General features: G+C 64.5%; 15 protein-coding genes. 8 read left to right on the forward strand and 7 right to left on the reverse strand.

The features are described 5' to 3' along the window. Positions 1–102: 102 nt before the first annotated feature. From AAFG13_RS01355 to AAFG13_RS01365, 3 genes are all read right to left on the reverse strand, one after another. The gene (locus AAFG13_RS01355) at positions 103–510 is read right to left on the reverse strand and encodes a hypothetical protein (RefSeq protein WP_342713528.1); all 408 of its coding nucleotides are present in this window, start codon (positions 508–510) and stop codon (positions 103–105) included. 102 nt (positions 511–612) lie between these two features. Further along, positions 613–1293 carry a site-2 protease family protein gene (locus AAFG13_RS01360; RefSeq protein ID WP_342710901.1) on the reverse strand — a complete coding sequence of 227 codons (681 nt, stop codon included), beginning with the start codon at positions 1291–1293 and terminating at the stop codon, positions 613–615. A gap of 84 nt (positions 1294–1377) precedes the next feature. After that, on the reverse strand, positions 1378–2280 hold the full coding sequence (locus AAFG13_RS01365; RefSeq protein WP_342710902.1) for a DMT family transporter: 903 nt from the start codon (positions 2278–2280) through the stop codon (positions 1378–1380). A 94-nt stretch (positions 2281–2374) separates the two neighbouring features. Between AAFG13_RS01365 and AAFG13_RS01370 the strand changes: the two genes are divergently transcribed. Continuing rightward, entirely contained in the window at positions 2375–3280 is a 906-nt protein-coding gene (locus tag AAFG13_RS01370) for a LysR substrate-binding domain-containing protein (protein ID WP_342710903.1), read from the forward strand. Between the two features lie 59 nt (positions 3281–3339). Here AAFG13_RS01370 and AAFG13_RS01375 read toward each other — a convergent pair whose 3' ends face one another. From AAFG13_RS01375 to AAFG13_RS01390, 4 genes are all read right to left on the reverse strand, one after another. Continuing rightward, entirely contained in the window at positions 3340–4086 is a 747-nt protein-coding gene (locus tag AAFG13_RS01375) for an SDR family NAD(P)-dependent oxidoreductase (protein ID WP_212315062.1), read from the reverse strand. A 26-nt stretch (positions 4087–4112) separates the two neighbouring features. After that, complete coding sequence (locus tag AAFG13_RS01380; RefSeq protein ID WP_342710904.1) at positions 4113–4844, reverse strand: SDR family oxidoreductase; 732 nt, start codon at positions 4842–4844, stop codon at positions 4113–4115. Between the two features lie 129 nt (positions 4845–4973). After that, positions 4974–6812 (reverse strand): IlvD/Edd family dehydratase, encoded by a 1839-nt coding sequence (locus AAFG13_RS01385; RefSeq protein WP_212315059.1) that lies wholly within the window; start codon positions 6810–6812, stop codon positions 4974–4976. A 213-nt stretch (positions 6813–7025) separates the two neighbouring features. After that, on the reverse strand, positions 7026–8054 hold the full coding sequence (locus tag AAFG13_RS01390; protein ID WP_212315058.1) for a LacI family DNA-binding transcriptional regulator: 1029 nt from the start codon (positions 8052–8054) through the stop codon (positions 7026–7028). 206 nt (positions 8055–8260) lie between these two features. Here AAFG13_RS01390 and ugpC point away from each other — a divergent pair, with 206 nt between their 5' ends. From ugpC to eda, 7 genes are all read left to right on the forward strand, one after another. Beyond that, positions 8261–9328 carry a sn-glycerol-3-phosphate ABC transporter ATP-binding protein UgpC gene (gene ugpC, locus AAFG13_RS01395; protein WP_092113040.1) on the forward strand — a complete coding sequence of 356 codons (1068 nt, stop codon included), beginning with the start codon at positions 8261–8263 and terminating at the stop codon, positions 9326–9328. A gap of 78 nt (positions 9329–9406) precedes the next feature. Beyond that, positions 9407–10726, forward strand: a complete 1320-nt coding sequence (locus AAFG13_RS01400; protein ID WP_342710905.1) for an ABC transporter substrate-binding protein — start codon at positions 9407–9409, stop codon at positions 10724–10726. 109 nt (positions 10727–10835) lie between these two features. Further along, positions 10836–11795 (forward strand): sugar ABC transporter permease, encoded by a 960-nt coding sequence (locus AAFG13_RS01405; protein WP_212315055.1) that lies wholly within the window; start codon positions 10836–10838, stop codon positions 11793–11795. Further along, positions 11788–12711, forward strand: a complete 924-nt coding sequence (locus AAFG13_RS01410; protein WP_092113049.1) for a carbohydrate ABC transporter permease — start codon at positions 11788–11790, stop codon at positions 12709–12711. Before AAFG13_RS01405 ends, AAFG13_RS01410 begins: the two co-directional genes overlap by 8 nt. A 52-nt stretch (positions 12712–12763) precedes the next feature. After that, positions 12764–13750 (forward strand): D-erythronate dehydrogenase, encoded by a 987-nt coding sequence (gene denD / locus AAFG13_RS01415; protein WP_342710906.1) that lies wholly within the window; start codon positions 12764–12766, stop codon positions 13748–13750. A gap of 26 nt (positions 13751–13776) precedes the next feature. Next, positions 13777–14733: a sugar kinase gene (locus tag AAFG13_RS01420; protein WP_342710907.1), complete on the forward strand. Its 957-nt coding sequence runs from the start codon at positions 13777–13779 to the stop codon at positions 14731–14733. Then, positions 14730–15380 carry a bifunctional 4-hydroxy-2-oxoglutarate aldolase/2-dehydro-3-deoxy-phosphogluconate aldolase gene (gene eda, locus AAFG13_RS01425; RefSeq protein WP_342710908.1) on the forward strand — a complete coding sequence of 217 codons (651 nt, stop codon included), beginning with the start codon at positions 14730–14732 and terminating at the stop codon, positions 15378–15380. The genes AAFG13_RS01420 and eda overlap by 4 nt, the downstream gene beginning before the upstream one ends. The last annotated feature ends 36 nt before the right edge of the window (positions 15381–15416 follow it).

A 15416-nucleotide genomic window follows, 5' to 3' on the forward strand; every position in this document is an offset into this window, starting at 1 on the left:
ATTCCACGCTGCGGCGATTGAGCGGCCATTGACGCGCGACGCGACGCCGCAGCGTCCGCATGTCGGTGATGAGAGCGGGAATGGATTGCAGCGCGGACCGTGCTATTTCCAGTAGTAGCGGATCGCGACGTAGACCACGACGAGGCAGGCGAAGATCAGCGCCACCGGCATCGGGCGCTTGGCGTTAGGGGCAGCGGCGGCCGTCTTCTTGGCGGGCAGGCGGCGGAACGCGGTGACGTTGCCGGTGTCGGCGGCCGGTTCGCGCGAGCGTGCCGGAACCTCGGGTGCTTTGCCGGCGCCGCCCATCTCCGCATAGTAGGTGCGGTACATCTCTTGGATCGTCGCCTCGCTGGCGTCGGCGTCGCTCATCTGGTCCAGCAGTCTCTTGTGGATGGCCAGGAAATTCTGCGCCTCCGGCGGCAGGGCGGAGGCGCCGTTCAGCTTCGCCATCATCTTCCAGGTCGCAAAGTCGGCCCGCGCGCGGGTGTCGGCGCGTCGTGCAATCAGCATATCGGCAGCTTTGATCACCATGGCCTCGAAGCGTTCCCGTCCCTGCGCGTGAGTAGGAAGATTGGGTTCCGATGTTGCGATCGGGTCATCCGCAAATCAAGGCTATGTGTTTCCGGTAATGAGGAGAAGGGCGTTGATTACATAGCCGGTCAGAGTTCGCAGTATCGTTGAAATAACATCAAGATTTAGGCCGATCTGCCGGCCGATTACGGGCAGCAGGATCAACAGCCCGATCAGGATCAGCATGCCGTAGGGCTCCAGCCGGGCGAGCGGGACCGCCAGCGGCCGCGGCAGCAGCCCGACCGCGACCCGGCCGCCGTCCAGCGGCGGGATCGGCATCATGTTGAAGATTGCGAGCACGATGTTGATCAGGAAGGCGTTTTTCAGATTGTCCGCGGTCCATTTTGCCGCATCTGCGGGAACCAATGGCAGCGCGTGGAATGCCAGCGCCGCCGCGGTCGCCAGGATGATGTTGGTGACCGGGCCGGCGAGCGCCACCCACACCATGTCGAGCTTGGGATGGTTGAGCTTGCGGAAGTTCACCGGCACCGGCTTGGCGTAGCCGAACAGGAACGGCGAATGCGCGAACAGCAGTACCGCGGGCAGGACCAGCGTGCCGAACGGATCGATGTGCTTCAGCGGGTTAAAACTGACGCGGCCGAGCTTCCAGGCGGTGTCGTCGCCGAGCCGGTGCGCGACGAAGCCGTGCGCCGCCTCGTGGAACGTGATGGCGATCACCAGCGGCAGCACCCAGACGGAGACGTCGTAGAGGGAAATGTTCAATGGCGTGCCGCCTCGGGTTCACTTGGACCGGACCCTCAGGCTAGCACGGATTCGCTGACGGCTTTGCGGGGGCGTGGCCGCGGGTCAGTGTGTGTCCAGCGCGACCACGCGGGCGCGTTGCGGCTGGGTCGTCGCGATCCAGATGCCGGCAAACACCGTGACGATGCCGGCCATCAGATTCCAGCTCAGCGGCTCGCCGAGTAAGGCTGCGCCGACCAGCGAGGCGGCGATCGGATTGACGGTGACTGATATGGCCACCCGGGTCGGCGTCGTCCGCTCCAGCGCGAAGGCCCAGAGATAGAAGGTGAGTGCTGCGCCGAAGGCGCCGAGATAGGTCGCGCCGAACCATTGCGGCGCACCGAACTCCGCAACCGGCGCGAAACTGCCGCGCAGCAGAGAGCCTGTTATCAGGACCGCAGCCCCGGCCGCCATGGCCAGCGTGGTGAAGGGGATCGGGCCGGAGCGGCGGATATAGGGCTTCGACCAGATGCTGTAGAGCGCCATGCACAGCGCGGCCGCGACCATCAGCAGATCGCCGCGCCAGGCGCCTGGCGGGGCCGCGGCGAGGCCGGAGAGCAGCGCCATCGAGACGCCCAGGATGGTGACCAGCACGCCTATCGTCTTTCGCGCCGTGAGCGGTTCGGCACCGAGCGCCGCGCCGACCAACATGGTCAGTAGCGGCAGCGTCGAGAGCGCGAGCGCACCGCGGGCGGCCGTCGTGAAGATGAGCGATGCATTGAACAGGACCGGAAACGCCGCAAAGAACAGCAGGCCGAGGCCGGTGACACCAGGCCAGTCGCGCCGCGGCGGCCAGCTTCCACGCTGCAGCAACGCCAGCGGCAGCAGCAGCAGGACGCCGATGCCGAAGCGGAACGCGCCGATCGCCAGTGGATCGATGGCACCGACCAGAAACCGAGTCGCCCCGATCGAGGTTCCCCCGAGCCCGCTCGACGCCACCGCGGCCAACACCCCCCAGATCTCGCCCATCCCGCTTCGACCCCTCTTTTTTGCTTGCGCAATCTAGGGAAGGGTCGATATTCAGTGAATGGAATAAACTTGATCGACTAAATCACGGATTATGATGAGTTCGCCCGTCCTGGACCCGGACCTTCTGCAAGCCTTTGTCGCGGTGGCGGACCATCGCTCCTTCACCCGCGCCGCCGCGGCGCTGAACCGGACCCAATCCGCCGTCAGCATGCAGGTGAAGCGGCTGGAGGAGCGGCTGCAGGCCGAGCTGTTTCATCGCAGCACGTCCAGTGTCGATCTGAGCGCGGCTGGAGAGGGGCTGCTCGGCTACGCCCGCCGTATTCTGAGTCTCAACGCTGAGGCGGTCGGCCGGGTGCGCGAGCACGGCATCGACGGGCGGGTGCGCCTTGGCGTGATGGACGATTACGGGACGCTGATCGTCCCGCCGCTACTCAAGGAGTTCATCGCCAATTATCCACTGATCCATGTCGAGATGGAGACCGGGCTGACATCGTCGATGACGGATCGGCTTGGCGAAGCCTATGACCTCGTGATCGCAATGCACCCCGAAGGACGCGGCGAGGGCGAATTGCTGCGTACCGAGCAGGCGGTGTGGGCCGCCAGCGCCACGCATCGTGTCGAGGAGCTCGACCCGCTGCCGGTCGCGCTCTATCCGCAGGGCTGTCTGTTTCGGAGCTGGGCGATGCAGGCGCTGGATGAAGCGAGCCGGCCGTGGCGGCTCGCCTTCGTCAGCCACAGCCTGTCCGCGGTCGAGGCGATCGCGGCGCAGGGTCTTGCCGTGACGGTCGTGAAATCGGGGACCTTTCCGCCGACGTTGCGGCGCCTGACCGCGCGCGACGGCATGCCGCGGCTGCCGCGCGCAGAGATCCGATTGCACCGCGCGCCGAATCTTGCGCGCGCGGCGTCACTGCTCGCAGATCATCTCGTCGCAGCGCTGCGACAACCCGCCAAGCGGGGCGCGGCAGCTTCGGTTCTGATTGAATCAGAACCGAAGCTTTAGCTTCTTATTTTGACGCATTTTCTTCACGCGAACCGGCGTCCACTTCGCTCGAAAACGCTCTAGTACGTCGCCCGTCCGCCGGAGATGTCGAACACTGCGCCGGTCGAGAACGCGCAATCTTCCGACGCCAGCCAGGCCACCATCGAAGCAAGCTCCTCGACCTGCACGAAGCGGGCTTTTGGAATCTTCGACAGCATGAAGTCGATGTGCGCTTGCGTCATCTGGTCGAAGATCGCGGTCTTCGCCGCGGCCGGCGTCACCGCATTGACCAGGATGTCGTGCTGCGCGAGCTCCTTGCCGAGCGATTTGGTGAGCGCGATCAGGCCGGCCTTCGACGAGGAATAATGCGCGGCGTTCGGGTTGCCTTCCTTGCCGGCGATCGAGGCGATGTTGACGATGCGGCCGTACTTCTGGCCGATCATGGTCGGCACGATCGCTTTGCAGCAGATGAACGGCCCCTCGAGATTGAGCCGTATCACCCTGCGCCAGTCGTCGAGATCGGTTTCCCATACCGGCTTGTTGGCTCCGGTGATCCCGGCGTTGTTGACGAGGATGTCGATCTTGCCGAACGCCCGCAGCGTCTGATCGCGCGCGGCGTCGACCGCGGCGGGATCGGTGACGTCGGTCTTGATCGCGATCACGTTCTCGCCGATCGCCCTGGCGGTTTTCTCTGCCAGCGGCTGGTCGAAATCCCAGATCGCGACCCTGGCGCCTGATGCGACAAAGCGCTCGGTGATGGCGCGGCCGAACCCTTGCGCGCCGCCGGTGACGACGGCGCAGCGGCCGTTGAGATCGATCTTATTCATGCCAGATGCCTTTGATCGCGTGAACGTCAGAGCATGAAGCCGCCGTCGACGACCATGTCGACACCGGTGGTGAATGCGGCTTCGTCGCTTGCAAGATAGACTGCCATCGCCGCGATCTCCTCGGCGGTGCCGAGCCGGCCCATCTTCTGGCGCGCGACGAACTTCTCGCGTCCGTCCGGTCCTGCAGCGGCTGCGCGCTCCAGCATCGAGGGCGTCTCAACGGTGCCGGGGCAGATCGCGTTGCAGCGGATGCCCTGGGTGATGAAGTCGAGCGCAACCGCGCGCGTCAGCAGCGAAACTGCCGCCTTCGACGCGCTGTAGACATAACGGTTGACCGGCGGCCGCAATGCCGCGCAGGACGAAATGTTGACGATGCTGCCGCCGCCGCCTTCCAGCATCGCCGGCAGAAACGCCTTGATGGTCCGGTGCATCGACTTGACGTTGAGGTCGAACGAGAAGTCGAAGTCCTCGTCCGAGCACTCCAGAATGGTGCCGTGATGCACGAAGCCCGCCGCATTGAGCAGGATGTCGATCTTGCCGACGCGCTTGGCGAAGCTGTTGACCTCGGCGGTGTTGCGCACGTCGAGCCGCGCGGTCTCGGCGACGCCGTCCTTGCCGAGGCTGGCGATGCCGCTCTCATTGATGTCGGTGGCGATTACGGTCGCGCCTTCACGCGCGAATGCGATCGCGCATGCGCGCCCGATGCCCGCCGCCGCGGCGGTGACGACGGCGCGCTTTCCCTTCAGTCTGTCTGACATGGAAGTCTCCTCGAAGTTCTAACTGAATTTGCTGCCGCCGTCATTGCGAGGAGCGAAGCGACGAAGCAATCCATACTTCCGCTGTGGGGAAATGGATTGCTTCGCTGCGCTCGCAATGACGATGCGGAGCTAGTGATTGTCCCGCGCCACGCCGACCTTGCCGGCGATGTCGTGGTAGCGCGTCGCGAGCTCGAGGCAGGCGCCGGTCGCGTGCTGGCCGACGGTCTGGCGGTAGAGCTCCTGCCACGGCGTCTGGTTGGCCGGGTGCGGGAAGCCGCCCTTGGCCTTCAGCTCTGCGCGGCGGGTGCGCAGTTCATCCTCCGAGATCATGATGTTGGCGCTGCCCTTGTTGAGGTCGATGCGCACCTTGTCGCCGGTCTTGAGGATCGCGAGCCCTCCGTCGGCCGCCGCTTCCGGTGAGGCGTTCAGGATCGACGGCGAGCCCGAGGTGCCGGACTGCCGGCCATCGCCGATGCAGGGCAGGGACAGGATGCCGCGTTTGATCAGCGCCGCCGGCGGCTGCATGTTCACGACCTCGGCGCCGCCGGGATAGCCGATCGGGCCGGTGCCGCGAACGAACAGGACGCAGTGCTCGTCGATGTCGAGCGCGGGATCCTCGATCCGCGCGTGATAGTCCTCCGGGCCCTCGAACACGATGGCTCGGCCCTCGAAGGCGTTGAGGTCCCTCGGGTTGGACAGATAGCGGTCGCGGAATTCCTTCGAGATCACGCTGGTCTTCATGATCGCGGAATCAAAGAGATTGCCGCGCAAGACCAGGAAGCCGGCGTCCTTCACCAGCGGCTTGTCGTAGCCCCAGATCACGTCACCGTCGGGCGCCGGCGCTTCCTTGCAATTCTCGCCCATGGTGCGGCCGTTGACGGTGAGGGCGCCTTCATGGATGCGCTTGTGCTTGATCAGCTCGCGTACCACCGACGGCACGCCGCCGGCGCGGTGATATTCCTCGCCGAGATAGAAGCCGGCCGGCTGCATGTTCACCAGTAGCGGCACGTCATGGCCGTATTTCTGCCAGTCGTCGATCGACAGCTCGACACCGACATGGCGCGCCAGCGCATTGATGTGGATCGGCGCATTGGTCGAGCCGCCGATCGCGGAATTGACCACGATGCAGTTCTCGAACGCCTCGCGGGTCAGGAAGTCCGACGGCTTCAGGTCGTCCCAGACCATGTCGACGATGCGCTTGCCGGTCTCGTAGGCGATCTGGCCGCGCTCGCGATAGGGCGCCGGGATTGCCGCGCAGCCCGGCAGCGAGAAGCCGAGCGCCTCGGCGAGCGAGTTCATCGTCGAGGCGGTGCCCATGGTGTTGCAATGGCCGACCGACGGCGCCGAAGAGGCCACGATCTCGATGAACTGCTCATAGTCGATCTCGCCCGCGGCGAGCCGCTCGCGCGCCTTCCAGACCACGGTGCCGGAGCCGGTGCGCTGGCCTTCGTGCCAGCCGTTCAGCATCGGGCCGCCCGACAGCACGATCGCCGGCAGGTTGACGGTCGCCGCCGCCATCATGCAGGCCGGGGTGGTTTTGTCGCAGCCGGTGGTCAGCACCACGCCGTCGAGCGGATAGCCGAACAGGATCTCGACCAGGCCGAGATAGGCGAGATTGCGGTCGAGCGCCGCGGTCGGGCGCTTGCCGGTCTCCTGGATCGGATGGGTCGGAAACTCCATGGCGATGCCGCCGGCGGCGCGGATGCCCTCGCGGACGCGGTGCGCGAGTTCGAGGTGATGGCGGTTGCAGGGCGACAGGTCGTTGCCGGTCTGGGCGATGCCGATGATCGGCTTGCCCGACTGCAATTCCTCGCGGGTCAGCCCGTAGTTCAGGTAGCGCTCAAGATAGAGCGCGGTCATGCCCGGATTGTGCGGGTTGTCGAACCATTCCTGGGAGCGGAGCCGGCGGCCCTTGCCCGTCTTGGTCTCGCCTGCGGCGCTATGCCCGTTGGTGTGGGGTTTTGTCATTGGTTTCTCCCGCAATGCAAACTCTTGATGGGCCCATTCAAGGGCTCTGGTTCAACGCTGTTCTACCTTGCGCAAATCGTCGCGCATTACAAACCTCGACGATCACGCACAGGTGTTTCACTGGATGGATTGGACCTTAGTTCAAGGCGCTTGGTTGCGCTATCATTTTGTCATCTTTTGCGTCCCTTGTGACGGGCTGGTGTCGGGTGGATGTCAGCTGCGCCGTGCCGAGCTCTGCCGTTCCATGACACTGAAGCCGAGATCGACGATGGGCTCGCCGGGCCGGCGTCCTTCGAGCGTCTCGATCACCATCATGGCAGCGTTTCTGCCCATTTCGTAGCGATTGGTGCGCACGCTGCTCAGCGTCGGCTCGCTCGATGCCATGAATTCGAGGTCGTTGAAGCCGACGATCGCCATCTGCTCCGGCACCGCCATGTGACGGCGCTTGCATTCGAACAGCGCGCCGAGCGCCAGGTCGTCATTGACGCAGAACACCGCGTCGATGTCGGGCGTCTTGGCGAGCAGGTCGGCAAACAGCGTCCCACCCAATGTCACCGAGGTTGGAATCGCCGTCGTGACAATGAGCTGCGGATCGAACAGCCCGGCCTCGGTCATCGCGGCGCGATAGCCGTCAAGCCGCCGCTGCACCCGCGGATCCATTCGCGCGCCGAGGAAGCCGATCCGCCGGTTGCCCTGCGCGAGCAGGTGGGCGATTGCGGCTTTTGCCGCGTCAAAATGCGAGAATCCGATCATCATGTCGATCGGGGAGGGCCCGACTTCCATGATTTGCACGATCGGGCAATCGACCGTTTCCATGATGCGGCGGGAATCGGCGGTCTGGTTGATGCCGGTAATGATCAGCCCGGCCGGCTTCTGTGCCAGAAAAAGACGCAGCAGGCGCTCTTCCTGCAGGATGCTGTAGCGGGTGTTGGCGAGCTGAATGCTGTAGCGGCTGCCGTCGAGCGCGTCATAGATGCCGCGCAGCACGTCGGCGAACACGTTGTTGGTCAGCGACGGGATCAGGACACCGATCACCTCGGTGCGCTGCGACGCAAGCGCGCGTGCCGCGAGATTGGGCACGTAACCGAGTTCTTTTGCCGCACTTTCGACCCGGGCGCGCTTGCCGGCCGAGAGTGCATCCGGATTCCTGAAGAAACGCGAGGCCGTAATCGGACTGACGCCGGCAAGCTTCGCGACTTCGGCGAGCCGGATCTTGCCTGGCGTGATGTGCTTTCGGGCCATTTGCCGCTCATATCACGACGTTCGTCGCAGACAAACCGATATTGACAGCGCTACCAAGCGATTGCTAATCGAACGATTGCCAAAACCGGATAAACTGCGGACAATAACGCAAGTCCAACAGAGCCGCGCACCCAGCGTGGCCGGAACAAAACAGAGCGGTGGCGGCACTCGTCGTACGCCGTCGGGAACTTGAGGGAGGGAAGTGGATGTCGTCGGTCCAGATTCGCGACGTGCGGAAGTCGTTCGGCAATTTTGAAGTCCTGCACGGCGTGTCGATCCCGATCGAGGACGGCGAGTTCGTCGTCCTGGTTGGCCCTTCCGGCTGCGGCAAGTCGACCCTGCTGCGCATGCTGGCCGGACTTGAGAACATCACCTCTGGAACAATCTCGATCGGCGACCGCGTCGTCAACAATGTCCAGCCCAAAGAGCGCGACATTGCGATGGTGTTCCAGAACTACGCGCTCTACCCGCACATGACGGTCGCCGACAATATGGGCTTCTCGCTGAAGCTGCGCGGCGCCAAGCCCGAGGAGATCTCGAGCGGGGTCAAACGCGCGGCGGAAATCCTCGCGCTGACGCCGCTGCTCGAGCGCTATCCGCGCCAGCTCTCCGGCGGCCAGCGCCAGCGTGTCGCGATGGGCCGCGCCATCGTGCGCGATCCGCAGGTGTTCCTGTTCGACGAGCCGCTGTCGAACCTCGACGCCAAGCTGCGCGTTGCCATGCGCACCGAGATCAAGGAATTGCATCAGCGGCTGAAGACCACGACCGTCTACGTCACCCACGACCAGATCGAGGCCATGACCATGGCCGACAAGATCGTGGTGATGCATGACGGCATCGTCGAGCAGATGGGCTCGCCGCTCGAGCTCTACGACAAGCCGGAGAACCAGTTCGTGGCCGGTTTCATCGGCTCGCCCGCGATGAATTTCCTCAAGGGCAAGGTCAAGGTGAACGGTGCCGCCTATTTCGAGGGACCGAACGGCGTCAAGCTGCCGCTGAAATCGGCGCCGGCCAATTCCGACGGCAAGCCCGCGGTCTACGGCGTGCGGCCCGAGCATTTCACTATCGCCGATGACGGCGCCGAAGCCGAGATCGTGGTGGTCGAGCCGACCGGCTCGGAGACCCAGGTGTTTGCCAAGCTCGGTGGCGAGCAGGTCGTCGCCGTGTTCCGCGAACGCCATCAGTTTAACCCGGGCGATAAGGTTCGGCTCAAGCCGGATCCGGCGCTGGTCCATCTGTTCGACGATTCGACGGGGAAACGACTGAATAGCTGACCGATTGATCGATCCGAATGGCCGACCAACAGGCCAGATCAAAAACAAGAAAAACACAGTCATTTGGGAGGAAGGACGATGCACGATTTTACTCGCCGCTCGCTACTTCAGGGCGGCACCGCGCTGGCCGCAACCGGGATGCTGACCGGGCCGGCGTTGTTTGACTTCGCCAAGGCCTGGGCGCAGAGCGCGCCCTGGAAGGTGGAGCCCGGCGCCAAGCTCACCGTGATGCGCTGGAAGCGCTTCGTGCCCGCGGAAGACGATGCCTTCAATGCCATGGTGGCGGCCTTCAAGGCGGCAACCGGCACCGAGATGAACGTGTTCAGCGAGTCCTTCGAGGACGTGCAGCCGAAGGCCTCGGTCGCCGCCAACACCGGCTCGGGTCTCGACCTCGCCTGGGGCCTGCACACGCTGCCGCAGCTGTTCCCGACCAAGGTTCTCAAGATGAACGACGTTGCCGATTATCTCGGCAAGAAGTACGGCGGCTGGACCGAGGCCGCAGCCAAGACCTGCAAGCAGGGCGATGACTGGCTCGGCATTCCCGTCGCGACCATCGGCGGCTATCTGACCTATCGCAAGTCGGCGGTCGAGAAGGCCGGCTTCAGGCAGGTGCCGTCCGACTTCCCGGCCTATCTCGAACTCTGCAAGGCACTGAAGGCGAATAACACGCCGGCCGGCTTCGCGCTCGGCCATGCCACCGGCGACGCCAATGCCTGGGTCCACAACATCCTCTGGGGCTTCAACGGCTGGACCGTCGACAAGGACGACAAGGTCATCATCAACTCGCCGGAGACGATGAAGGCGCTGGAGTACGCCAAGGCGCTGTCGGATACCTTCATTCCCGGTGTCGCATCCTGGAACGACTCCTCCAACAACAAGGCGTTCCTGTCCGGCGAACTGTACCTGACCTCGAACGGCATCTCGATCTACGTCGCCGCCAAGGACGACCCGAGCAAGAAGGAGCTCGCCGAAGACATCGACCATGCGCTGTGGCCGGTCGGCCCGATCGGCAAGCCGACCGAGCTGCAGCTCGCGGTGCCGATCCTCGCCTTCAACTTCTGCAAATATCCGAATGCGGCGAAGGCGTTCATCGCCTTCATGCTGGAGAAGGAGAATTTCGAGAAGTGGCTGTCGGGCGCGCGGGGGTATCTTACACACACGCTCAACGCCTACGACACCGCGCCGGTCTGGACCGCCGACCCGAAGAATGCGGTGTTCGGCCAGGCCTCGAAGCGCGCGCTGCCGGCCTCCGGCATCGGCACGCCCGGCGAGAAGGCGGCGACCGCGATCGCCGACTTCATCGTGGTCGACATGTTCGCGAACTACTGCACCGGCGCCAAGGACGGCAAGACCGCGATGGCGGAAGCCGAACGGCAGCTGAAGCGGATCTATCGCTGATGTGATGGCCGCGGGCGGCGGAGAACCGCCGCTCGCGCCGTCATTGGAATGCCATCACTGGAATATTGCGTAGTCATGCTCAATCCTTTGAGCAATCGGGACATCGCCTATGGCTGACATCGCCCTTGCGCCGCGACGTGCGAAGACTGAAATCCGCGAAGCGACCGCCTGGGATCAGCTGCGCCACAACAAGAACTGGCTCGGCTTCTGGTTCATGGTGCCGGCGATGGCGTTCCTGATCTTCTTCCTGGCCTATCCGCTGGGCCTCGGGATCTGGCTGTCCTTCACCGACACCCGCATCGGCCGCGTCGGTCATTTCATCGGCACCGAGAACTATGAGTGGCTGTGGGACGATTCCATCTTCTGGCTGTCGGTGTTCAACACGCTGCTCTACACCTCCGTCGCGAGCGCGGTGAAATTCGCGGTCGGGCTCTATCTCGCGCTGCTGCTCAACGAGCGCATGCCGTTCAAGGCGCTGCTGCGCGCCGCGGTGCTGATCCCCTTCATCGTGCCGACCGTGCTGTCGGCGTTGGCGTTCTGGTGGATCTTCGATTCGCAGTTCTCGATCATCTCCTGGTCGCTGAAGCATCTTGGCCTGATCACCCAGAACATCAATTTCCTCGGCGACACCACCTGGGCCCGCATCTGCGTGATCTTCGCCAATATCTGGCGTGGCGTGCCGTTCGTCGCGATCACGCTGCTGGCAGGCCTGCAGACCGTGCAGCCTTCGCTCTACGAGGCGGCGACGCTCGACGGCGCCTCGCGCTGGCAGATGTTCCGCTTCATCACCTATCCCTTGCTGACGCCGATCATCGCGGTCGTGATGACGTTCTCGGTGCTGTTCACCTTCACCGATTTCCAGCTGATCTGGGCGATGACCCGCGGCGGCCCGGTCAACGCCACCCATCTGATGGCGACGCTGTCCTACCAGCGCGCGATCATCGCCGGACAATTGGGCGAGGGGGCTGCGATCTCGAGCGCCATGATCCCGTTCCTGCTCGCCGCGATCATGGTGTCCTGGTTCGGCTTGCAGCGCAGGAAGTGGCAGCAGGGAGAAAGCAATGACTGACCTTCCTGCGCCCAAGGTCGATCTCAAGTCCATCCTGTCGACGCCGGCGCGCGTCGACAACAGCGAGGGCATGAGCTATTTGCAGTCGGTGCCGCGGCGGATCGTGACGCTCTACATTCCGCTGTCGATCATCGTCATCATCCTGCTGTTCCCGTTCTATTGGATGGGGCTGACCGCGATCAAGCCGGACGACCAGCTGCTCGACCTCGACAAGTACAATCCATTCTGGACCTGGAATCCGACCTTCAAGCACATCCACAAGCTGCTGTTCGAGAGCTACTACCCGCACTGGCTCTGGAACACGATGTATGTGGCGATCGGTGCCACCGTGCTGTCGATCATCGCGAGCGTGCTCGCGGCCTACGCGATCGTGCGGCTGCGCTACAAGGGCGCCAACGTCGTCGGCGGCCTGATCTTCCTGGCCTATCTGGTGCCGCCGTCGATCCTGTTCATTCCGCTCGCCACCGTCGTGTTCCAGTACGGCCTGTTCGACTCGCCGATGGCGCTGATCCTGACCTATCCGACGATCCTGATCCCGTTCTCGACCTGGCTTCTGATGGGCTATTTCAAGACCATCCCGTTCGAGCTCGAGGAGTGCGCGCTGATCGACGGCGCCAGTCGCTGGCAGATCCTGATCAAGATCGTGCTGCCGCTTGCCATTCCCGGCCTGATCTCGGCCTTCATCTTCTGCTTCACGCTGTGCTGGAACGAGTTCATCTACGCGCTGACGTTCCTGCAATCGACCCCGAACAAGACCGTGCCGGTCGCCATCGTCAACGAATTCGTTGACGGTGACATCTATCGCTGGGGTTCCCTGATGGCAGGGGCGCTATGCGGCTCGCTGCCGCTGGTTATTCTTTACGCCTTCTTCGTTGAGCATTATGTCTCGGCGATGACGGGTGCCGTGAAGGAATAAGCGCGCAAGGCCCGCAGCTGAATTCGAACAAGAGAAGAAAAGGAGCAGGGTCGTGCACATTCTGATTCTGGGCGCCGCCGGCATGGTCGGCCGCAAGCTGACCGAGCGTTTGCTGCGCGAGGGCCGTCTCGGCAAGCAGGACATCAGCAGGATGACCTTGCAGGACGTGGTCGCGCCGGCCAAGCCCGCCAACGCCTCGGTCCCGGTCAATGTCGTCGCATCCGATTTTGCCGATGCCGGCGCCGCGGCGCCCCTGATCGCCGAGCGCCCGGACGTGATCTTCCATCTCGCCGCAATCGTCTCGGGCGAGGCGGAGGCCGAGTTCGACAAGGGCTACCGGATCAATCTCGACGGCACCCGCTACCTGATCGACGCGATCCGCGCCGTGGGTGGCGGCTACAAGCCGCGGCTGGTGTTCACCTCCTCGATCGCGGTGTTCGGCGCGCCGTTCCCCGAGAAGATCGGCGACGAGTTCTTCCATACGCCGCTGACGAGCTACGGCACGCAGAAGTCGATCTGCGAGCTGCTGATCAACGATTACACCCGCAAGGGCCTGCTCGACGGGATATCGATCCGCCTGCCGACGATCTGCGTGCGGCCGGGCAAGCCGAACAAGGCGGCGTCCGGTTTCTTCTCCAACATCATCCGCGAGCCGCTGGCGGGCGAGGAGGCGGTGCTGCCGGTGTCCGAGGACGTGCGGCACTGGCACGCCTCGCCGAAATCGGCGGTCGGCTTCCTGGTCCATGCCGGCACGATGGATCTCAACGCGATCGGGCCGCGGCGCAATCTCAGCATGCCCGGGATGTCCGTCAGCGTCGGCGAGCAGATCGCGTCGCTGGAGCGCGTTGCCGGCAAGAACGTCACCGCGCGGATCAAGCGGGTGCCAGATCCGACCATCATCGGCATCGTCTCGGGCTGGCCGCGCGATTTCGTCACCGACCGCGCGCTGAAACTCGGCTTCACGACGGCCGAAAAGACGTTCGACGACATCATCCGCATCCACATCGAGGACGAGCTGGGCGGCAAGTTCGCCGCCTAGCTCCGCTCAGGCACGCGGGTCTTGGTATGACCAGGGTCGCCAGCATCGGCGAATGCATGATCGAGCTGCGCCAGGCTCCGGGCGGTCAGCCCGGAGGCCTGTATTCGCGCTCCTATGGCGGCGACACGCTCAACACCGCCGTCTATCTGTCCCGGCTCGGCGTCCACATCGATTACATCACGGCGCTCGGCGATGATGCGCTGAGCGATGAGATGATCGCGGGCTGGGCGAGCGAAGGCATCGGCACCAAGCATGTCGCGCGATTGGCAGGCAAGCTGCCGGGGCTCTATCTGATCCAGACCGACGACAAAGGCGAGCGGTGCTTCTTCCACTGGCGCGAGAGCGCCGCGGCGCGCGAGCTGATGGATTTGCCCGAGACGGACGACATCCTCAACTCGCTTGCGACCTACGACATCGTCTATCTCTCGGCGATCACGCTCTCGATCCTGCGCGAGGACGGACGCGAGCGGCTGATGGCGGCGCTCAAGCGCGCGCGGCTGCTGGGCACGCGCTTTGCGTTCGACACCAATTTCCGCGCCCGCGGCTGGCCGGACCTGGCTCTTGCACGGAAGGTCTTCAGCAGCGCATTCGAGACCGCCGATATTGTGCTTGCCTCGACGGAAGATCTGGCGCCGCTTTATCCCGGCGAGAGCAACACGGCGTTGCTCGCCGGCATCTCGAGCCCCGAGGTCGTGCTGAAGCTCGCCGAGCCCGCCTGCATCGTGCGTTCGGCCGGGGGAACGCGCGAGGTGAGAGCGGAGCCGCTGCCGAAGCCGGTGGTCGATACCACGGCGGCCGGCGACAGTTTTGCCGCGGCCTATCTCGCCGCGCGGCTCGGCGGCGCCGAGCCCGGGGAGGCGGCACGCGCCGGCCATCGTCTGGCCGGGGTCGTGGTGTGCTATCCCGGTGCGATCATTCCGCGCTATGCCATGCCGCCGAAGAAGGCGCCTCGTCCCCCACCATCCCGCAAGGCCTCGCAATGACAACGACATCGAAGCAGGACCGGATCGCCGAGCTGATCCGCCAGGCCACCGTGATCCCGGTGCTGACCATCGAGCGGCTGGCCGACGCGGTCCCGCTCGCCAAGGCGCTGGTCGCGGGCGGCGTGCGGACGCTCGAGGTGACGCTGCGTACGGCGGTTGCGGTCGATGCTGCCAAGGCCATCATCGCCGAGGTGCCCGATGCGGTGGTCGGGATCGGCACGATCCTCAATGCCGACGATCTGGCGCGCGCCGAGGCGCTCGGCGCCAAATTCGGCATCAGCCCGGGCGCGACGCCCGAATTGTTGAAGGCGGTCGCTGCCAGCGGGCTGCCTTTCGCGCCGGGGATCGCAACCGCGTCGGAGTTGATGCAGGCACTGGCGCACGGCTTCGACGTCGTCAAATTCTTCCCCGCGGAGCAGGCTGGCGGTATCAAGGCACTGCGCGCGTTGGCCGGTCCATTCCCCAACGTCAGGGTCTGCCCGACCGGCGGTATCGGTGAGGCGAATGCGGCGATCTGGCTCGCCGAGCCCAATGTGCTGGCGGTCGGTGGTTCCTGGCTGTGCCCGGCGGCCGATATCCGCGCCAGCAACTGGGCGGGCATAACCGCCATGTGCGCGAAGGCGATGAAAACGCTGAAAGCCGGCTAGAACTCCGTTCCGATAGGAACGGGGTTCTAGATTCTG

The organism is Bradyrhizobium sp. B124 (assembly GCF_038967635.1).
GTDB lineage: Bacteria > Pseudomonadota > Alphaproteobacteria > Rhizobiales > Xanthobacteraceae > Bradyrhizobium.